Origin of the sequence: Sphingobium fuliginis, assembly GCF_015074805.1 — a bacterium.
Lineage (GTDB): Bacteria > Pseudomonadota > Alphaproteobacteria > Sphingomonadales > Sphingomonadaceae > Sphingobium > Sphingobium fuliginis.
This window is the reverse complement of sequence record NZ_CP060035.1, coordinates 148902-168124: the sequence shown is the minus strand read 5'-3', so window position 1 is coordinate 168124 and position 19223 is coordinate 148902. Positions and strand designations below refer to the sequence as shown.

Below are 19223 nucleotides of genomic sequence, written 5' to 3'. Positions count from 1 at the left end.
TGCAATCTCAGAGCCCCCCTCTCACCTCGGCTTGCTCCGTGTCCCGCGCACGCGCGCGGGCGCGGATATATTGGTAGAGATCCTCTATCTCCCGGTCCGAAAGGTCGTCGAACAGAGGCATTCCCCGCGAGACGAGCGCTCCGCCTTTCAGAATCTCCTTGAATGCTGACCGGTCCAGCGCCACGCCCGACTCCCGCAAATCCGGCGCGTTGCCCGAAGCGATCGCGGCGGCGCCGTGACACATGCCACATGTCAGCATGGCGTAGACTTTCGCCCCGGTCCGAACCCGTTTCGGGTCGAGCGCAAGGCGCGGATCGTCCAGCTTATGCACCACGAAATCCGGGGGCGGCGTCGCAGGCAGGTTCGCCTTTCCGCCCAGGGCGAAGCTCAGCAGCCGCCTCGGCTGAAGCCCATATTTCCAGCCCTGATCATGGCCCGGACCACCCATGCCGCCCATGGCGCCATAGCCCACGAGGATAGACAGATATTGGCGACCGTCCACCGAATAGCTGATGGGCGGAGCGATAATGCCCAGCTTGGTATCAAAGCTCCAAAGTCTTTCCCCAGTCGTCGCGGAATAGGCGTATAATTTTCCCGTATTCGTGCCCTGGAAAACGAGATTGCCCCCAGTCGTCAACGTACCGGCGTTGAGCGAAGTCGGATAATCCACGCGCCATCGCACCTTTTGCGCGACCGGATCCCAGGCCAGCAGCGACCCTTTACCGTCCAGCCGATCGCCGGGATCTTTCATGGGCTCAATGGCGGCGCCAATGCGGAAGCTGATCCGCTTTTCGTTCGGATCGACGTCCACGGCCTCCGCCCTGGTCAGCGCAGGGCCATATTTCATGCCCGACTGCATATAGGGAATATAGGCCAGGCCGGTCCGGGGATTATAGGACATGGCCTGCCAATTATGCGCGCCGTAATTGTCCGGATAGATGATCGCGGCCCCCTTTTCGCCGCGAATGCCGGGCCGCTCGACCGGCCGGCCGGTGGCCAGATCGATATGGTCGGCCCAAGTCACCTTTCCGATCTTCCCGGCCGAAATCAGTTTTCCGTCGGCGCGATCTATGACATAGAAGAAACCGTTGGTCGGCGCCTGCATCATCACCTTGCGCGTCTTGCCCTGCACGGCGATGTCGGCCAGGATGATGTCGGCGGTCGCCTTATAATCCCAAACCTCGTTGGGATTATATTGATAGTGCCATTTATATGCCCCGCTATCCGCATCGACGGCGACGACCGACGCCAGGAACAGATTGTCCTGGCCCTTGGGATCATTCGATCGGAACTTGTTGTTCCAGGGGCCGCCATTGCCGGTGCCGATCAGTATCTGATTGAAGCTTTCGTCAAAGGTGATGGCGTTCCACGGCGTGCCGCCGCCCCCATATTTCCACCATTCCCCCGACCAGCTTTTCGCGGCCATGGCCATCGCATCATTTTCAAACCCCTTCGCGGGGTCTCCGGGCACGGTGAAGAAGCGCCATGCGAGCTTGCCCGTCTTCGCATCGAATGCGGTCACATAGCCCCGGCTTCCGAATTCCGATCCGCTGTTGCCGATGATCACCTTGCCCTTGAAGGCCCGCGGCGCGCCGGTGCTGGTCGAATTGCTGCCGGGAACCAGGAAGCTGCTCTGCCAGACGAGCTTGCCGGTCCGCGCATCGACCGCCACCATCCTGCAATCGCGGGTCGCCACGAAAATCCTGCCGTCCGCATAGGCCACGCCGCGATTGGTCGCCCATGCGCGCCGAATATCGCGCGGCGCCGCCTCATTGGCCTGCGGATCATAGGTCCACAGCAGTCGTCCTGTCCGCGCATCGACGGCATATATATGGCCGAAGGCGCCGCTGAAATAGAGCGTCCCGCCCACCTCGATCGGGGTCGCCGCCAGCGCCGATTGCTCATCCAGATCAAGCGACCAGACGAGTCCAAGCTGGCCGACATTCTTGTCGTCGATCTGCGCGACAGGCACGAAACGCTGCTCGTCATGCCCATTGCCATAGCCGACCCAGTCGGCATCGCGCCCCTGGGTCGGCGCGCCAGACGAGCGGTTGCAGGCCGGCAAGGCCAGCAGCGGGACAAGGAGCAGAAAGCCGCCCCATCGGCTCTTTCGACGAACGGCTGGGCACGGCATTAATATCCCCTTTCCCCATGACTGAAGCATAGGCCGCATCCGCGAGCCAGACCGGCGCCGCAGGCAGACGGCGCGCCAGCATGCCTTCAGCGGCACGCCGGCCCGTTCAATGGATTGCAGCGCCTTCGCCGTCACCGACGCCTGAGCAAGAACTCCGGCGGCAAGGCGCCGGCGGATGCGGGCGAAAGGGGCATTGCCGGCCGGGGAAACGGCTCTACCCCGGACGGTAGGCCGCGTTCAGGCGCCCGCCATGGTCCAGACGTCCCGATCATCCTCCGGCGGCACGACCGCGGCGCCATACATTTTGGTCGCCATTTCGATCGGATCGTTCCATTCGATGATCTCGGCATAGCCTTCTTCCACGGCGCGGAACCAATAGCCGTAATAAGGCTGCGAATAGCTGCCGTAGCGGGCCTTGCCGCCCTGCCCCACCGCGCGCAACAGCGCCATGTCGCCATCGACCATGATGTGCGAGAATTTGATGGTAGGCCGAACAAGATAGCGCTCATATTGCGGGGCCATCTTGGTGAAACATTCTTCCTTGCTGAACTTGCCCGAAACGGGCGTGTTTCCTAGCAGTACGAAATAGCTGTCGGGCGTCATCTTATCCAGGACTTCCTCGTAAGTCCGCCCTTCGACATTATCGATGAAATGCTTGACCCATTTGCGCGTGTTCTTCTCGATCCGCAGCTTCTCTTCGATGTCCATATTCTCCGTGGACACTATATTGCCTTCGGCCATCCTCTCTCGCCTCTCTCCATTGGGGTGCAAGCCATCGGCATTCCGCCGACCTTGGACCATATTTACCCTTCGTCCGGCATCGCGTCAATGAAACGTTTCATATAATCAATAGCGGTAGGACAGCGTGGCGCCGAACGTTCTTGGCGCGGCCGGGACCTGATTGTCGCCAACAGGCGTGGCGGAAGGCCCCGCTATGACGAAATAATATTTGTCGAGCAGATTCTTGCCCCACAGCCTGATGTCCAGCGGGCCGTCGCCGGGCGTCCAGGAAATGCTGCCGTTGACCAACGTGTAGGAATGTTGGCGCAGCCGCTTGTCCGCCACCCAATAATAGCCGTCATTATACTGAACGCCCAGACTGGCAACGACTTCCCCGATTTGGGTGGGCAGACTGTATCTAGCCGACATATTGCCGACGAACTTCGGCGTGCGAGCCGTCGTCTCGCCCTTTGCGTTGATGGGGCCGCCAATATTGTTGCCGTTGGCGTCCCTCGGCTGATAGTTGAAATAATCCGTATAATGACCGTCCATGATCGACAGGGCCCCGCTGAGCTTCAGTCTTGCAGCGGGAACATAGTCGAAATTCGCCTCAAAGCCCTTTATCCTCGACCCGGCAGCGTTATCGACGACATTCCCGCCAAATTCGGAAACGTTCACCTGCTGATTCGTATAGTCATAATAGAAGCCGTTAATGTTCAAGCGAAGCTTGCGATTGAACAATTCAGTTTTCAGGCCAGCTTCATAGGATGTCAGTTTCTCCGGATCGAATTTTCCGCCGGGCTGAAGCAGATTATATCCGCCACTCTTGAAGCCCGTATTGAAGGAGACATAGCCCAGAATGTCCGGCGTGAATTTATAATCAAGCGCGACCCTGAAAGTCGGCTTCTTCACGCTTTGGCTATCGGTCAATCCACCCGCCGGAAAGAAGAATCTCTGCTTTTCCCAGGTATAGCGCGCTCCACCCGTCAGTTTCAGGCCGGGCAGGACTTCAACGGTCGCCTGAGCGAAACCGGCCAGGGATTCCGTCCGCTGCTGGTCGAAAGGCACATAGACCGTGCCGTTGACCGCGAAATCGTCATAGGAGCCCCGCGCATTATAATAGAATGCGCCAACCATCCAGCTCAGGGCCGCATCGCCCTGGCCGGCGATCCTCAGTTCCTGCGAAAAATTGCGGAAGCGCGTATTCCAGAGGATGTCGATGACGGGCAAGTCCGTTTGATCCTGATCCAGCCCGTAAACGCTACGCAATTTCCGATAGGCGGAAATGCTGGTGAGATTGCCCCAGTCGAAATCATGATCGACTTTCAGCGAGACGCCGCCTGACTTGACGGAGAGAGAATCGGGTTGATTAATGTTCGCATTGAACTTTCCCGGATAACCGATCGGTTCGGAAGCACCCGGAAGGGGGGAAGAAGACCCAGCTATTCGCTGATAACTGATCGTATTGGCGATGTCGGAATAGTCGGCCGAGACATGGACGATCGTCGCGTCGGACAGATCGAATTTCCATTTGTTGCGGACCGATATATTGCCGATCGCCTGCTTGTTGATCTCCGACCCGTCGAAGAAATTGCGGCCATATCCTTGGCCCTGATCCTCATACAAGGCCGAAATGCTGGTCGATACCGCATCGCTCAGACCGGTCGAGGCGTAGACCGAAGCGCTGACATATTCGTAATTGCCATATGTCACGGCGAAATCCAGATGGGGCTCTTGCGTCGGCTCCAGCGTCTGGACCTGGATGACGCCGCCCGTCGCATTGCGGCCGAACAAGGTGCCCTGAGGCCCGTTGAGCACGTCGATCTGCTTGACGCCCTTCAGGGAAAAGAGATTGGCGAGCGGCGCCGCCATATAGACATCGTCGACATAGATAGCGACCGCGGCTTCCGATGTGGGATCGAAGAGGTCCGATCCGACGCCCCGGATATAGGGGCTGGCGGCACCGACCTGACTGTTGAAGATCAGGCTTGGCGTCGCCTGGGCGAGATCGGAAGTGCTAGACACGCCTTGCTGCGAAAGAGCTGCCGCCGACAGGGATGTCACAGCGATCGGCACGTCCTGAAGACGCTCGCTGCGATGCTGGGCGGTGACCACAATCTCTTCCAACTGCCCCGTCGATAGGCTGGCCTCGCGTACGCTCGACGTCGCTGACTGGGCGTTTGCGGCAGCAGGCGCCGATGCGGCGGAGAGCGCCAGCAAGGAGCCATGCAACAGCCGGGACCGCACGATGTTTGAGCGCGAGCCCGTCCGACCGGAATATAGTGCCTGTGACCGCATATTCGCGTCCTCCCCCTTTTTCATTGTCGATTTTACGCAGCCGAGCTTGGCTCAGACATGGCGAAGCCGTTTCGCGCACCTATACAGTTCGAATCGAACTTGTCAATGAAACGTTTCATATAACATTGAATATCGATTGCTCCCCCGCCAGGGGACTCGGGAAGGGATGCTTCTGATGTTTGCATCGATCCCGGTTTCGCCCTATGTCGTGGGGGACAGGCACATGATCGATAAACGGCCGGGCCCTCATCCATCGGGCCGACATGCCGAGAAGATGCGGGTAAGAATAAGGTGGCGAAACAGGATACAAGACCCACGATCAGGCATGTCGCCGCATTGGCGGAGGTATCGCTTGGAACCGTTTCCCGCGTCCTCAACAACCATAATTCCGTCAAGCCGGCGATCCGCAAGAAAGTGCTGGAGGCCATCGACCAGCTCGGCTTCAAACCCGACGCGATCGCCCAGAGCATGCGCGTGGGATCGACTCGCACGATCGGCTGCATCTTGCGCGATCTCACCATCCCGCCGCTGATGGCGTTCATCAGCGCCGCGCACGACACGTTGGACGCGGCGGGCTTCTCGCTCCTCATCTCCAACACCGAAGGCCGCGAGGAACGCGAGCGCACCCTTCTTTCCAGCCTGTCCCGGCGCCGGATCGACGGGATCATATTCGGCAACTACACGCCAATCGTGGGGGAATTCCGGGATTTTCTACTGGAACTGAACGTGCCGATCGTGCTGTTCGATCGCAACGAAGCATCTTTCGACGCCGTCATCGTCGACCATCGTGCAGGCGTTTTTCAGGCGACCAAGAGCCTGCTGGAGCTGGGCCACAGGCGCATCGCGCTCATCACCGGCGATCAGCACCTCTATCTGGCGCGCGAACGTCTGCAGGGCTATCAGGAGGCGTTCGCGGAAATGGGCCTGTCGCCCGATCCCACCCTGCTCTCCTCGAAAAGCTTCCTCGCCAGCGCGGCCTACGACGTCGCCACCGACATGCTGCAACGGCCCGAGCCCCCCACCGCCATATTGGCGGGCGGCATGGACATGCTTTCGGGCGTGCTTCGGGCCGTGCACGACCGGGGCCTGCGCATTCCCGAGGATATTTCGGTGATCGGCGCCGCCAATTCGGACCTGGCGGAGCTGCATTCACCCCCGATCGCCATGATCGATTGGGATTATGCCAAGGTCGGCCGATTGGCGGCCACCCTTTTGCTCGACAGGATCAACGGCACCGCCGAAAGCGAGGCCCGGCATGTGATCGTGCCGACACATTATATCGCCCGTCCTTCGATCGGCGCGCCGCGAGCGGCGGAACCCGCCAAGCCCAAACCCAAATCCGCAAAGCCGAAAAAAGACACGGCGGCGGTAGTTTAGACGGGAAAGGGCGAACCGCGTCCGGCGGCGGCCTAAACGACCGCCGCCTGCCCGCAGACCGTCACACGGACCCATATCCGCCGTCGACCGGCACTATGGCGCCGGTGCAATAGCTTGCCGCGTCGCTCGCCAGGAACAGGACCGCCGCAGCCACTTCCTCCTGCTTTCCGAACCGCCCCATCGGCGTCATGTCCATCCAGACCTCAGCCCAGGCGCGAACCTCTCCGCCGATTTCCGCCGGATCGGTCATCGGCGCGGCGATATAGCTTGGAGCGACCGCATTCACCCGCACATTATGGGGCGCAAAGGCGACCGCCAGCGATTTGGTGAGGGTGTGCACCGCCCCCTTGCTGGTGCAATAGGGCAGCGGATTTTGCGGGCGCAGGCCACCGAAACCGGCCAGCGAGCCGATATTGACGATCGATCCCGCCCCCCTTTCAACCATGCGGCGCCCAAAAGCCTGCGAACAGTAGAAGACGGCATCGACATTCACCTCCATCGTGCGCTTCCATGCCGCCGCCGTGGTTTCGAGCGGGTCCATGACAAGCACGATGCCCGCATTGTTGACCAGAATATCGATCGGGCCGACATCCTCGGCCAATGCCTCCACCCGATCGGCCTGCGTCAGATCGGCCTGCCGATGATGCGCGAGCCGCCCGGCCGCGACCAGGGCCGACGCCGTTTGCTCGGCGGTTTCGCCATCGATGTCGACGATCACGACTTCCGCGCCCGCCTCCGCCAGCGCCCGCGCAATCTCCGCGCCGATCCCGCGCCCTCCACCCGTCACCAAAGCCCGGCGCCCGTCCAGGCGAAACCTTTCAAGATACATTCCGATCTCCTTTTCTTGCGCGCATCGGGGCGTGCCTGAATGATCTGGGATAAACGCGCTCAAACCAAGGCGGCGTTCAAATTCCCGCGCATCATGGCTAGCATCGCACGCGCCATCTTGCAATGAATCGTTTCATTTACTAGGTGACGGTCTCCCGCTGCTGAAGAACGGGGCGCCAGCCCTTGCGCCCGACAATCGGGAATCGATGCCCTCTTCAGATGGGATGCGACAGGAAGATGCACATGTCAGTTGAACCCGATCCGGGCCCGGATAGCGCGGTTTCTTATCCCGGCGATCGGCTGCTCTCCAGCGAGCTTCCCGCCTTGATGGCGCAGGCGCGCCGGATTCGCGACGGGGGTCACGGCCGAATACGCACCTTCTCCCCGAAAGTGTTCATCCCGCTCACGCATCTCTGCCGGGACGTCTGCCATTATTGCACTTTCGCCAGGCCGCCCCGGCGCGGCGAGCCCGCCTTCCTGGACCGCGAGGCGATTTTGCGGATCGCCCGCGCCGGTCGCGACGCCGGCTGCACCGAAGCCCTGTTCACTCTGGGCGAAAAGCCGGAACTGCGATATGCGGCGGCACGCCACGCCCTGTCGGAACTGGGCCACGAAACGACCATATCCTATCTTGCCGAAGCCATGCGACTCGTCCTCGAAGAGACAGGACTGCTGCCGCATGCCAATCCCGGAACCCTCTCCCGCGACGAGATGGCGTTGCTCAGAACCACGTCCGTTTCCCAGGGCCTGATGCTGGAAAGCACATCGGAACGACTGTGCCAGCCCGGCGGCCCGCATCATGGATCGCCGGACAAGGCGCCTGCGAACCGGCTGGCGACCATCGCCCTTGCCGGCGAGCTGCGGATTCCCTTCACCACAGGCATACTGATCGGCATCGGAGAGACGCGTGCCGAACGGCTGGAAACGCTGGGCGCGATCCGCGAATTGCACCGGCGGCATGGCCATATCCAGGAGATCATCGTCCAGAGCTTCCGCGCCAAGCCGGGGACCAGGATGGCGACGGCCCAAGAGCCGGACCTGGAAGATCTGCTGTGGACGCTGGCCGCCGCCCGCATCATGTTCGGGCCGCAAATGCACATCCAGGCGCCGCCGAACCTGTCGGCGTCCGATTACCCGCTTCTGCTCGACGCCGGGATCGACGATTGGGGCGGCATCTCTCCCGTCACGATCGACCATGTCAATCCCGAGGCGCCCTGGCCCCATATCGCCAAACTGCGCGATCATACGGCCGCTGCAGGCGCGACGCTGGTTCCGCGCCTGCCTCTCTATCCCGACTTCCTGCGCGACCTGAACCGGTGGGTCGACCCGGCATTGACGCCCGCCATCTTGGCCAGGAGCGATGGCGGCGGCTTTGCCCGGGAAGACCGCTGGACGGTCGGTGATGCCGGACATCCTGCGCCTCCCGCGCCATCCTTGCGCCATCGGTCCGCCCACCCCTCGATCCTCTCTCTGACCGAGCGAGCCATGGCGGGCGACGAACTGGCTGAGGATGACGTCGCCCGGCTGTTCACCGCCCGCGACGATGATCTGGCGAGCATCTGCGACGCGGCGGACAGGCTGCGCGCAAAGACCACCGGCGACGCGATCTCCTACGTCGTGACGCGCAACATCAACTATACCAATATCTGCGGCTATCATTGTCATTTCTGCGCCTTTTCGAAAGGCAGCCGCCACGATGCGCTGGGCGGACCCGCCTATAATCTCGACCTGGACGAGATCGCCCGGCGCACCGCCGAAGCATGGAACCGGGGCGCGACCGAGGTCTGCATGCAGGGCGGCATCCATCCGCATTATACGGGACAGACCTATCTCGACATTTGCCGCGCCGCCCGCGACGCGGCGCCGGGCATCCACATCCACGCCTTCTCCCCGCTCGAAATCCATCACGGCGCCGGAACGCTTGGCATTTCCCCCGCGGCATTTCTCGAAAGATTGCAGGATGCCGGCCTGTACAGCCTGCCGGGCACCGCCGCCGAGATCCTGGACGATGAGGTGCGCGCCCAGATCTGTCCCGACAAATTGTCCACCGCTTCATGGCTGGACATCGTCGAAACCGCGCATCGGGTGGGTTTGCGCACCACCTCCACCATCATGTTCGGCCATGTCGACCGGTACGAGCATTGGGCGCGCCATATCCTTGCCCTGCGCCGTCTTCAGCAGCGCACTGGCGGACTGACGGAGTTCGTGCCTCTGCCCTTCGTATCGAAGGAAGCGCCCATGGCCTTGCGGGGCCGCTCCCGCCAAGGCCCCACATTCCGGGAGGCGGTGTTGATGCATGCGATCGGCCGGCTCGTCCTTCATCCGCTGGTGCCCAATATTCAGGTGTCGTGGGTGAAGATGGGACTGGAAGGCGCGCTGCACTGCCTCCGGGCGGGCGCCAACGACTTTGGCGGCACCTTGATGAATGAGAGCATCTCAAGGGCCGCGGGCGCGCAGCATGGACAGGAATTCTCGCCGCCCGAGATGGAAGCGGCGATCGGCTCGATCGGACGCCGGCCCCGGCTTCGCACCACCCTCTATGCCGATGCGAGCGAGGAACGGCGCGCAAAGGCCTTCGCCGCCGCCCCCCTCGCTCCGGTGGTGCTGACGCCGCCGCATGGCGCGGCGCGCAAGCCGAAAAGCCCTCTCTCCTCCCAACTCATGACCTGCGGGAATTCACTATGACGACAGACAAGCCGACCATTGCGGTCGTAGGCGGCACGGGCAATCTGGGCTGGGCGCTCGCGCGGCGGTGGGCCAAGGCCGGCTATCCGGTGATCATCGGATCGCGCGACGCGGCGAAAGCCGAAGCCGAAGCCTCCCGACTGAACGGGGAACTGGCTTCTCCGGCGATGCGGGGAGCCAGCAATGGGGAGGCGGCAAGGCAGGCCGACATCATCGTCGTCACCGTGCCTTTCGCCTCCCAGACCGCGATATTGGAGGACATACGGCCGATGGTCGCGGGCAAGCTGGTCGTGGACACGACCGTTCCCCTCATGCCGCCCAAAGTCGCCCGGGTGCAGCTCCCGCCCGAAGGCTGCGCCGCTCTGGTCGCGCAACGCATGCTGGGGGACGATGCGCAGTTGGTGTCGGCCTTTCACAATGTCGCGGCCCACAAGCTCGCCACCGACGAAAACGTCGATTGCGACGTGCTCATATTCGGGGATCAGAAGGCAGCGCGGGCGCGCGTCGTGGCGCTTGCAGAAGCGGCCGGGCTGCGCGGTCTCCATGCGGGGCCGCTCGCAAATTCGGCGGCGGCCGAAGCGCTCACCTCCGTGATGATCTTCATCAACAAAAATTACGCCGCCGATGGCGCGGGGATTTGCATCACCGGCTCGATCGCGCAACTGGTGGATTGAAGGCTCTCCGCCGCGCCGGTCCCCGACCGGACGGCCTTCGTGTCAAAGTGAACAGGCTGACGCCGTTCGGATAAAGGACGAATAAAATGGGAGAGACCGTCAGCGGCCCGCGCCATATCTCCGGCAAAGGCCATTCCGGGCCGGCTGCTTCCCCCTATCTGGCGGATGGCCGTTATGCCCATTTCGTTCTTTTCGTCCTTCTGGGCGTATATTCCGTCGCCTGGATGGATCGCACGATCCTCTCGATCCTGGCCGAAGACGTTAAGCGGCATTTTCAGCTCACCGACGCCCAGCTCGGCTTCCTGCACGGCACGGCGTTCGGCGTGTTCTACGCCCTGTTCGGCTATCCGCTGGGCCGCTTGGCCGATCAGTGCAGGCGCGTTCGCCTGATGTCCGTATGCCTGGTCCTGTGGTCGGCCATGACCGCCTTTTCCGGGCTGGCGGCGAATGTCGGGCAGCTTGTCGTGGCGCGGATCGGCGTGGGCATCGGAGAGGCCGCGGCGGCGCCGATCTCCTATTCGCTGCTGTCCGACTGGTTCTCCCGCACGCGTCGCGGGATGGCCTTGGGCATATATGGCGCGGGCCTTTATCTCGGTCAGGGCCTGGCCTTCACCGCTGGCGCCTTCGTGGTGGTCCGCTGGACGGAGACCTTCGGCAAAGTGGGACCATTCGGCCTAGAGGGCTGGCAGGCGGCCTTCCTGATATTGGCGATTCCGGGCATGGCGCTGGCGGTGGTCGTCTCGGCGCTGCGCGAACCCTTGCGGGGGCTGGCCGACGGGATCGAAAGGCCAAGCACGCCGGGCCTCTGGTCAAGCTTCTTCGACGATGTCGCGAGCGTGATCCCGCCCTTCACCCTGTATCAGACGGCGCGCTGCGGGCCGCGCATATTCGGCCATAACATCCTCTTCGCGGCTTTCGCCATCTTGCTGAGTTGGACGCTCATCCATGCGACGGGCGACGTGCTGCAATGGCTTGCGCTCAGCTTGGTATCCTACGCCATCTTTTCCTCCGCGCAGATCTTGCGGACCCGCGATCCGGCGGCCCATGCCCTGACCTGGCGCACGCCCGCCTTCATGTGCGCGACATTGGGCTTCAGCCTCGCTTCCATGCTGACCATCAATCTCGGCTTCTGGACCGCGCCGCTCGCCCTTCGCTCCATGGCCCTGGATAAAGCGACCGTCGGCACCGTGCTGGGCCTCACCACGACCATATTCGGCATGCTGGGCGTCATATCGGGCGGGCGACTGGCGGACCTGATGCTGCGCCGAAGCCCGGCAGGCCGGATTCATGTCGGCCTGGCCTCCGTCATCATCCCGATCCCCTTCGTGATCGGCATGTGCATCACCCGGAATCCAACGGTCTTCTTCCTGTTGAACGTCCCGGTCGTGTTCTTCGGCATCATGTGGCTGCCCGCGGGCGCCGCCACCATCCAGGAGCTTGTCATGCCCCGCATGCGCGGCACGGCGGCGGCCATCCTGTCCCTGATGAGCACCTTCATCGGATCGGCGTTCGGCCCCTATCTCGTCGGCAAGGTATCGGCCGCCCAAGGCAGCTTGTCCATCGGCATCCTCGCTAGCCTGCCCGCTTCGCTCGCGGCCTTAGCACTGCTCTGGATCGCCCGTCGCCAGGTTCCCGCAGCCGAAAGCTCGAAGGCCGCCAGAGCGGGGCATGCGGAAGATGCCGGCGCGCGCGTGAAATCCCGCCCTCAAATATGAATCGTTTCATTGCACCACTGGAGAGCTGCTGCTATTGTCGATTCAACAGCGCAAGGGAACGCTGGCGGGGATGCTTGGCAGTCCAAAAAACGAAAAGGCAATAATCATGCAGCATGGAGAGCGCCTCGCAGAACAGGCGAAATTATTGTCCGAAGCACCGGAATATTTCCTGGAAATGCCGACCGCCGACCTCTTCGCCATCGGCGGGGAAGAATTGGAGGCGATTCAACTCTCGCTCCTGCAACGCCGCTTTCAGGAATTGCGGCCCAGGATCGCCCTGCTCGATCGGCTCGCTTCCGAAGCCGGGATCACGCAGATCAACGATCTTTCCGACCTGGCTAGGCTTGGCCTGCCTCACACGGTCTATAAATCCTATTCCGCACAAGATGTCGAAGAAGGGCGCTATGACCGCCTGACCGCCTGGCTCGACGCGCTGACCGCTTTCGACCTTTCGCATATCGACGTTTCCGAATGCGCGTCCCTGGAATCCTGGCTTCGCCGCATCGAGGAGGCGACGTCGATGCGGCCCATATCCTCGTCCGGAACGACCGGCAAAATATCGATCCTGCCAAGAGGCCTGCCGGAAGACGCAGCCCAGCTCGCTTTGCTCGTCCGGTCGTTCGAACCCTATCGCGACGAACCCGGCATGGACATTCGCGATGGCGACGTCACGCTCCTGATGCCATGGCCTGCGGACAGCGGTCGGCAATCTTACAGCTATTTCATAGAGTTGCTGCGATGCACCGTCTATGCTGGCCAAGAACATCTGGTGAAGACCTTTGCCAAGGGCCGCGTGACCGCCGACGAATTGAGTCTCGCCAGCCGGCTTCGCCGCGCCGAAACCATGGGGGAGGAGATCATCCTCTCCGACGCGGAAAAGCAGATCGCTCATCAGGTCAACGAACGGCTGCGGAACATGGACGCCATGACCAACGCCTTCATCGACGAAGCGATCGTCGGACAGAAGGGAAAGCGCGTCCTCATCTTCAGCTTCCTCCAGAAGCTCCACGAGCTGGCGGCGATCTGCAAGGAACGCGGCATTAAGGCGGAATGGTCGCCCGACAGCGTCATCATAACCGCCGGCGGCACCAAAGGCTTCGACTTCCCCGATGGATGGCAAGAAACGCTTCGCGAAATATTCCCTTATCCCATCAGGGACAATTATGGGATGAGCGAGACCACATCGGGCGGGATAGGTTGCTCCCAGGGTCATTTTCATCCCCTGCCCTGGGGGATCAACATGGTGCTCGACCCCCAAACCGGAGAGGCCAGGCCGCGCAAGGGCAGACAGACGGGCAGGCTGCTCGTCTACGACCTGCTGGCAACAAGTTTCTGGCCGGCCACGCTCTCCGGAGATCTTGTCACGATCGACTTCGATGGCGGTTGCGCGTGCGGGCGGGAAGGCCCTTACACCCTTGCGACGATCGCCCGCCTCGAAGCGGATCAGGGCGGGAATGACAAGATCAGCAGCGCGCCGATGCTGGAGGCGTTTGCGAAACTGGGCGCGTTCACCTCGACCCTGTCATGACCGGCTGAAGCGCCCTTGCCTGCGTCGCAACGTCGAAGAGAAAATCGAAAGAGGCCATGATGATCCGGAACGTCTATATGATGAACCTCAATTCCCTCGACGCCTTGCCGCGCTGGGAAAGATGGTATTGGCGTCATCATGCGCCCGAAGCCGTGGAAGCTATGGGGCCATGGCTCCGCCGCTATCAGAGTTGGCGGGCGATCCCGGAGCGGGAGGACTTCAGCCCGCTCGGTCATTATAATTATCGCTGGACCGAACTCTGGTTCAACGACTTCGAGATCATGGACCGCCCGCTCGTGCTGACCTGGTGGGATGGGCAGGACGTGGAAAGCGACACCCCCCTTGAAGACCCCTATCATGGCGGCTGGTCGGGGAGCATGGATGGGCCCCATCCGATCGCCCAATCCTGGGTGCCCGCCATTCCCCAGATCAGGATCGACAATCATCCTTCCGCGACCGAGGAACCGGCGGCGTTCCGCTGGACCGGGCTGATCCGCTTCCCCACGGGGGGAGAAGCGGCGGACCGATGGTTCACCGATCATGTCCTGGCGGGCCTGGCGCGTACCGAGGGCGTGCTCCGCATCCGGTCGAGCCGGACATTGCATGTGCCGGAGGATATTCTGCGGAACCTTTCGAGCCGGGAGCCGCAGCAATTCATATGGGAACGCTTCTTCGAGATCGATGTCACGCGATTGAGCATTTTTCGTGCCGCCGCGCTTTCGCTGCTGGAATGGGACCCGGACAAACGCAGGCTCGCGCATGGGGTCGAGCCCTATCGGGATCTGATCAGCATCGTCACGCTCGAACGCCCGGATTGGCGCCTCCACGACATCGTGCCGAAAGGATGACATCGGCAGTCCCCGCCAGCCCCGCATCCCCCCAATGGCAAGCTGACATCGGCGCGCGAAGCAGATATGATGAAACGATTCACGGTTTAAATCGCATTTCAGGAGACGGACATGAAATATGACATTCGCTTGTTGACCAAGGCGGCCGACGATCTGCTCAGGAAAGTCACCAATCCCCGGCATCGCAAGATATTGATCAACTACCGCCGCCACGCCATTTTGGAGGTCTGCGGGCGGTATGAGGAGATTCTGGCGGAAGATTTGACGGTCGAGAACCCGGATTATCTGATGTATGTCGGCGGCGCGCCCGTTCCCTATAAGGGCCGGGACCGGGTCGAAGCTCTCTACGGTTCGATGGTCAAGACCAATATCTGCGTCATGATGTTCGAAAATGAACTGCTTCGCGTCGACGATACAGGTTTCTCCACCAGGGTCACCTTCCATATCTTCATGCCGGCCGCGATCGCGATCCATTTCGGCGCTCCGATCGAAGCCCATCAGCTTGACGAGATGGTCATCCAGACGACCGACCGGATCATGGTCTGGGACTATAATGAGGATTGCAAGCTGACGGGCGAGAATATCTGGGTCGGCGGCGCCAGCTACCGCATCTGCCCGCCGGACGAGGTGATCACCATCGAAGAGTGCAATCGGATTCTCATGCCGCTGATCGACAAGGTTCCCGAGCCGGGTTGAACCGGCGCAACCGACGGGCCGAGCGGCCGCCAATGGCTGCCGACGTCGAAAACCGCGATAGGAGTATGCAATAATGACTGGAAGCACCACGCCCGAATGGCCGAACGGGGTCAGGGCGCTCAACAAGCTGTCCGCCCCGATCCGGCAGATCGGCGTCATCGTCCGCGACATCGACGCCGCCATGCGCTATTGGAGCGAATTGACCGGCGTCGGCCCGTTCGTGGTTTTCCGGAACCTCGCCCTGGACGATGACTATCGCTATCGCGGCCGCTTGTCGAAGCCCCCCGTCGTGGACCTCGCGCTCGGCTATTCGGGAGCCATCCAGTTCGAGCTCATCCAACAGCTCAACGATGCTCCCAGCGGTTTTCTGGACTATATCGCGGCCGGGCAGGAAGGCATGCAGCATGTCTCGCCGCAATTCGCCTCACCGGAGGAATATGACGCGGCTTATGCGCATCTCTGCGGCAACGGGCTGGAGGTAGTTCATGAGGGGCGGATGAAGGACACGCCGTTCCGGATCGCTTATTTCTCCCTGCCCGGCGGCGGATTTCCACAATATGAGATCAGCGAGGTCCGCCATCCATCGATGGTGCCCGCCTTCGACCGCATTCAGCAATTGAACGAGGAATGGGACGGCACGACTCCGGCCGTGATCGAGATCATGGACATGGCGGAAATGGGTAAGGTTCTGGGATTAGAACCTTAGCTCGTCTTTGCACGATCCGGTGGCGAAGTCGAGTGCCAGGACTACGCGCAAGTCTCAGGGAGTGTTGATGAATGTCTCCGAACCAGAACTGGAGGCCGGCGGCCATTGCGTTACCGAATGTGCCGCATCGACTGCCCGCATTACGGACATTGGGCTCTCGGCTTTCTTCCCAAGGTACGGAAGCCGCTCGAAGAGCTGAGCCTCTATAGTCACGGCATGATGAGGAAAATCAACTCCGCTTCCAGATCTTTCGGCATGGGCACCGCCGTTATTGGCGATCCACAGAAAGTAGGCGACTGCCTCGCTCAGACGGCGCGGCATGGATAACCGCGTTTTGGTCGGCGGCCGACCGGCAGCTATTCCGCTGTCAGGCCGGCTGCTCAAGCCTGGATGACTGACCGCCTTCGGGAATGGTCGGCAATTGCACCACCCCCCTGCCAGAACCGCGTAACGCAGCGTCGCCATGTCGTCGTTCACGAGCCGGGACGCGTGCGTGACGCTTGCCGTTTCACCCCCGGCATGTTCGAGATGCCAATGATAATCGCGCGACGCCGGCCTCAGGACGACGCTGGGCAAGCGGTTGAGATCGGCTGGAGAGGAGAGCGCCCTAGCAAAATGACCGCATGATCACAGTGGCCGACTTTGCGCATTCCAGTTCCTCCAGGCTGAGCTTGCGGACTCATGGCGTCTCAGGAAAGCGCAGGTCGCTGAGGCCCCTAGCATGATCGACCGCCAAACCGACTTCCTTGTCGCGCAAAGATGCCGCCCATCCAAAAACTCCTTCAGTTCGGCCGGGTCGGTTCGCACGAGCCTGCGCTGTCTTCCCCTTCGCTTCCCCCAGGGCAATCAGATCGTCCTTCGTCACGTCATGAATGGCCTTGGCCAACTTGGGTTCGACATAACGGGCGAATAGGGTGATCTTGTCCGATATGGTCCGCGGCTTGTTCTTTCGTTTGGACCGTGAAATTCGACCCTTCCGGACGGCTTCCATGCGAGATCATGGGCCCGCTTGACCGCCATCGTGGCAAGCCGCTCCGCCTCCCGCCAAGCATCGCGCGGATCAATACCACTTTCAATCGCGACATTGAGTTCCCCTGCCCACTTCCGTGCAGCCGCGATGGCAAACGCCGGATAAGAATCGAGCGTTCGCCTCAGAAAGGCGCTTCGGGGATATCCAGCGCATATATTCCATGTCTTCCTGCCGCTCAGCAGTAGTTGGACCGAAAGCCCGGGCGTCAGGGGGGCATTAAGGGAACCCTTCACCAATCCATCGATCAGCGAGGGGGTAAGCGTAGGCATGCGAGTCATAGCCCGATATCCTGGTCGGCCCCTCCCTCGATGAAAGCGCGATAAAAGAGGAGTCAAATCCGGCCCAAATGAGGCGAACCGGGCCAACTCTCTTCTACGATGATTCTGACACAAGTCATGGGAAACGGGCCAAATCTAGAGGATTCAGCTGGCTGGGGCGGCAGGATTCGAACCTGCGCATGGCGGTACCAAAAACCGCTCGGTTCAAATTTCGCTGCGTGACCAACCCACTGAAAACCGCAGAAATCTGCGGTTCCTTGTAGCCTGCTCGCACTTGGATACGAAGGCAAGAAAAATCATGATACAAATCGCGATACAGACGCGAAGTTGTGTAGGGGTCAGTTCCCCATAGGCCTGAAAGCCTGGTACTGCCGTTCTGCATAGCGCGACGATCTGGGTGAGAGGTCCGGCGCAATCGTCGAGGTGCGATGCTGGCAGGACGACAAGGGCCATGGACGGCTCTCGCTTGCAACCCGCTCCGATCTTCCGCTGCGTGAACAGATCACAGCGCCCGGCCACTTGGCTCGATCGCCAGCTTGTCGCACGCGGGAGATGGACCAGGAAGCCGATGCGATCACCGCGCGTACCGGCCTTGCTCACAAGCCATCGGCCGAAGGCGATTATGTGAGCAGCATCTATCGCGAGCGGGTGATGCTCGCATCGAGACGGTTCGCGATGATTGACGATGGCCTCGGCTTCCAGCTCGTGCCCTGGCGCCCGGCCTCGACCAGCATCTCGGCCAGTATATCAGCGGCACGATGGGGCGTGGCAGCAGCGTCGATTGGGGGCTCCGCGGTAACCGGGGGCTTGGGCTGTGGACCGGGAAGCCGCTGAGCAAGCAATGAAGGAGCGACGATTATGACCGAGGGCATGTCAGACACCCTCGACCGGCAATCGTCCCCACCGCCGGGTGCCCTTTGATCACAACTCGGCGCTCATCCCCCCGGGCACCGGGCATTCGCGAAGGGCCTGCTCACAGGGCGATCTTGGCGAGCCAATCTGGCCTGCTAATCCAGTGGCGATCCGACAGGCCAGCAAGACGTCGCAGGGCTTCAATGTCGTATAGCCGCAAGATCGATCCCCGCCGGTCAACAAGACCCTCTCCCTTCAATGCTCGCATCATCCGATTTACGTGCACAGTCGTCAGGCCCAGAGCATCACCTATATCGGTCTGCGTCAGTGGCCATTCGATCAATCCTTTCGTATGACCTAGCACAACCAAGCGATCATGGACGTGCAGAAGCAGCACCACGAGGCGGTTCATTGCAGGCATTCGGCCGACCGATGCGAGGCGCTCCATAAGGAAGACGCGCTCCTGCTGAGCGCTGAGGAACAGGCTTGCGGCCAGCGCGGGCGTTTCTTTGAATATGCGCCCAAGCGCGTTTAACGGCATCGCCCGTATCTTCACATCGGTCACGGCAATGAGAGTGTCTGCAGCGCTTTCCAGCGCAAGGCTCGGTGCGCCAAGCACATCACCGGGAATGTGTATCTTGACGATTTGACGCTCCCCATTTCGCAGGTCCACGCTGCTCGTCACCCAGCCCTCAGACAACAGATATATCTGTTCAACCGGATCGCCTTGCGCCCGGATGATGCTGCGACGCGGCAGCGCTCGCTCAGGTCCGCAGAGCCCTTTGAAAAAATCCAGATCTGCAGCGCTTGGTCCGGCAAACTCTGTGAGCCGGTGCATCGGTATCTCTGCCATG

15 protein-coding genes and 1 pseudogene are annotated in these 19223 nt (G+C 61.4%); 9 read left to right on the top strand and 7 right to left on the bottom strand.

Going from position 1 to position 19223, the window contains the following annotated elements; genetic code table 11:
• Positions 1-7: 7 nt before the first annotated feature.
• The 3 genes from H5V43_RS00800 to H5V43_RS00790 form a co-directional block, all read right to left on the bottom strand.
• Positions 8-2134 carry a PQQ-dependent dehydrogenase, methanol/ethanol family gene (locus H5V43_RS00800; protein ID WP_099186189.1) on the bottom strand — a complete coding sequence of 709 codons (2127 nt, stop codon included), beginning with the start codon at positions 2132-2134 and terminating at the stop codon, positions 8-10.
• A 237-nt stretch (positions 2135-2371) separates the two neighbouring features.
• Positions 2372-2875 carry a hypothetical protein gene (locus H5V43_RS00795; RefSeq protein WP_025547183.1) on the bottom strand — a complete coding sequence of 168 codons (504 nt, stop codon included), beginning with the start codon at positions 2873-2875 and terminating at the stop codon, positions 2372-2374.
• 105 nt (positions 2876-2980) lie between these two features.
• Positions 2981-5152, bottom strand: a complete 2172-nt coding sequence (locus H5V43_RS00790; protein WP_257555680.1) for a TonB-dependent receptor — start codon at positions 5150-5152, stop codon at positions 2981-2983.
• Positions 5153-5443: 291 nt separating this feature from the next.
• Here H5V43_RS00790 and H5V43_RS00785 point away from each other — a divergent pair, with 291 nt between their 5' ends.
• Entirely contained in the window at positions 5444-6529 is a 1086-nt protein-coding gene (locus H5V43_RS00785; RefSeq protein ID WP_200887603.1) for a LacI family DNA-binding transcriptional regulator, read from the top strand.
• A gap of 61 nt (positions 6530-6590) precedes the next feature.
• On the opposite strand, the gene H5V43_RS00780 is transcribed toward H5V43_RS00785, so the two are convergent.
• Complete coding sequence (locus H5V43_RS00780; protein ID WP_025547178.1) at positions 6591-7358, bottom strand: SDR family NAD(P)-dependent oxidoreductase; 768 nt, start codon at positions 7356-7358, stop codon at positions 6591-6593.
• A 242-nt stretch (positions 7359-7600) separates the two neighbouring features.
• On the opposite strand from H5V43_RS00780, the gene cofH reads away from it, so the two are divergent.
• The 7 genes from cofH to H5V43_RS00745 all read left to right on the top strand — a co-directional run bounded on the left by cofH (position 7601) and on the right by H5V43_RS00745 (position 16209).
• Positions 7601-10042 (top strand): 5-amino-6-(D-ribitylamino)uracil--L-tyrosine 4-hydroxyphenyl transferase CofH, encoded by a 2442-nt coding sequence (gene cofH, locus H5V43_RS00775; RefSeq protein WP_099186988.1) that lies wholly within the window; start codon positions 7601-7603, stop codon positions 10040-10042.
• The gene (gene npdG / locus H5V43_RS00770; protein ID WP_025547176.1) at positions 10039-10716 is read left to right on the top strand and encodes an NADPH-dependent F420 reductase; all 678 of its coding nucleotides are present in this window, start codon (positions 10039-10041) and stop codon (positions 10714-10716) included. The genes cofH and npdG overlap by 4 nt, the downstream gene beginning before the upstream one ends.
• Before the next feature lie 86 nt (positions 10717-10802).
• Positions 10803-12431 carry a spinster family MFS transporter gene (locus tag H5V43_RS00765; protein ID WP_099186192.1) on the top strand — a complete coding sequence of 543 codons (1629 nt, stop codon included), beginning with the start codon at positions 10803-10805 and terminating at the stop codon, positions 12429-12431.
• A gap of 106 nt (positions 12432-12537) precedes the next feature.
• On the top strand, positions 12538-13959 hold the full coding sequence (locus tag H5V43_RS00760; protein WP_025547173.1) for a phenylacetate--CoA ligase family protein: 1422 nt from the start codon (positions 12538-12540) through the stop codon (positions 13957-13959).
• A 56-nt stretch (positions 13960-14015) separates the two neighbouring features.
• Positions 14016-14807 carry a hypothetical protein gene (locus H5V43_RS00755; RefSeq protein WP_025547172.1) on the top strand — a complete coding sequence of 264 codons (792 nt, stop codon included), beginning with the start codon at positions 14016-14018 and terminating at the stop codon, positions 14805-14807.
• A 111-nt stretch (positions 14808-14918) separates the two neighbouring features.
• Positions 14919-15503 carry a hypothetical protein gene (locus H5V43_RS00750; RefSeq protein ID WP_025547170.1) on the top strand — a complete coding sequence of 195 codons (585 nt, stop codon included), beginning with the start codon at positions 14919-14921 and terminating at the stop codon, positions 15501-15503.
• Between the two features lie 73 nt (positions 15504-15576).
• Positions 15577-16209: a VOC family protein gene (locus tag H5V43_RS00745; RefSeq protein WP_025547168.1), complete on the top strand. Its 633-nt coding sequence runs from the start codon at positions 15577-15579 to the stop codon at positions 16207-16209.
• 679 nt (positions 16210-16888) lie between these two features.
• On the opposite strand, the gene H5V43_RS23520 is transcribed toward H5V43_RS00745, so the two are convergent.
• Positions 16889-17200 carry a hypothetical protein gene (locus H5V43_RS23520; RefSeq protein WP_025547166.1) on the bottom strand — a complete coding sequence of 104 codons (312 nt, stop codon included), beginning with the start codon at positions 17198-17200 and terminating at the stop codon, positions 16889-16891.
• 59 nt (positions 17201-17259) lie between these two features.
• Positions 17260-17508: pseudogene (locus H5V43_RS23885) on the bottom strand (integrase arm-type DNA-binding domain-containing protein); the annotation flags it as partial.
• 561 nt (positions 17509-18069) lie between these two features.
• Between H5V43_RS23885 and H5V43_RS23515 the strand changes: the two are divergent.
• Positions 18070-18351, top strand: coding sequence for a DUF3363 domain-containing protein (locus H5V43_RS23515; RefSeq protein WP_025547164.1), 282 nt, complete (start codon positions 18070-18072; stop codon positions 18349-18351).
• Positions 18352-18490: 139 nt separating this feature from the next.
• On the opposite strand, the gene H5V43_RS00730 is transcribed toward H5V43_RS23515, so the two are convergent.
• Positions 18491-19222, bottom strand: coding sequence for a Crp/Fnr family transcriptional regulator (locus tag H5V43_RS00730; RefSeq protein ID WP_025547162.1), 732 nt, complete (start codon positions 19220-19222; stop codon positions 18491-18493).
• Position 19223 lies beyond the last annotated feature (1 nt).

Excerpts from the sequence above, each read along its gene's own strand:
- H5V43_RS00795 (WP_025547183.1), bottom strand. The coding sequence starts at position 2,875 with ATGGCCGAAGGCAATATAGTGTCCACGGAGAATATGGACATCGAAGAG.
- cofH (WP_099186988.1), top strand. The coding sequence starts at position 7,601 with ATGTCAGTTGAACCCGATCCGGGCCCGGATAGCGCGGTTTCTTATCCC.
- H5V43_RS00745 (WP_025547168.1), top strand. The coding sequence starts at position 15,577 with ATGACTGGAAGCACCACGCCCGAATGGCCGAACGGGGTCAGGGCGCTC.
- H5V43_RS00755 (WP_025547172.1), top strand. The coding sequence starts at position 14,016 with ATGATGATCCGGAACGTCTATATGATGAACCTCAATTCCCTCGACGCC.
- H5V43_RS00760 (WP_025547173.1), top strand. The coding sequence starts at position 12,538 with ATGCAGCATGGAGAGCGCCTCGCAGAACAGGCGAAATTATTGTCCGAA.
- H5V43_RS00800 (WP_099186189.1), bottom strand. The coding sequence starts at position 2,134 with ATGCCGTGCCCAGCCGTTCGTCGAAAGAGCCGATGGGGCGGCTTTCTG.
- H5V43_RS00780 (WP_025547178.1), bottom strand. The coding sequence starts at position 7,358 with ATGTATCTTGAAAGGTTTCGCCTGGACGGGCGCCGGGCTTTGGTGACG.
- H5V43_RS00750 (WP_025547170.1), top strand. The coding sequence starts at position 14,919 with ATGAAATATGACATTCGCTTGTTGACCAAGGCGGCCGACGATCTGCTC.
- H5V43_RS23520 (WP_025547166.1), bottom strand. The coding sequence starts at position 17,200 with ATGGAAGCCGTCCGGAAGGGTCGAATTTCACGGTCCAAACGAAAGAAC.
- npdG (WP_025547176.1), top strand. The coding sequence starts at position 10,039 with ATGACGACAGACAAGCCGACCATTGCGGTCGTAGGCGGCACGGGCAAT.
- H5V43_RS00730 (WP_025547162.1), bottom strand. The coding sequence starts at position 19,222 with ATGGCAGAGATACCGATGCACCGGCTCACAGAGTTTGCCGGACCAAGC.
- H5V43_RS00765 (WP_099186192.1), top strand. The coding sequence starts at position 10,803 with ATGGGAGAGACCGTCAGCGGCCCGCGCCATATCTCCGGCAAAGGCCAT.
- H5V43_RS23515 (WP_025547164.1), top strand. The coding sequence starts at position 18,070 with ATGGACCAGGAAGCCGATGCGATCACCGCGCGTACCGGCCTTGCTCAC.
- H5V43_RS00790 (WP_257555680.1), bottom strand. The coding sequence starts at position 5,152 with ATGCGGTCACAGGCACTATATTCCGGTCGGACGGGCTCGCGCTCAAAC.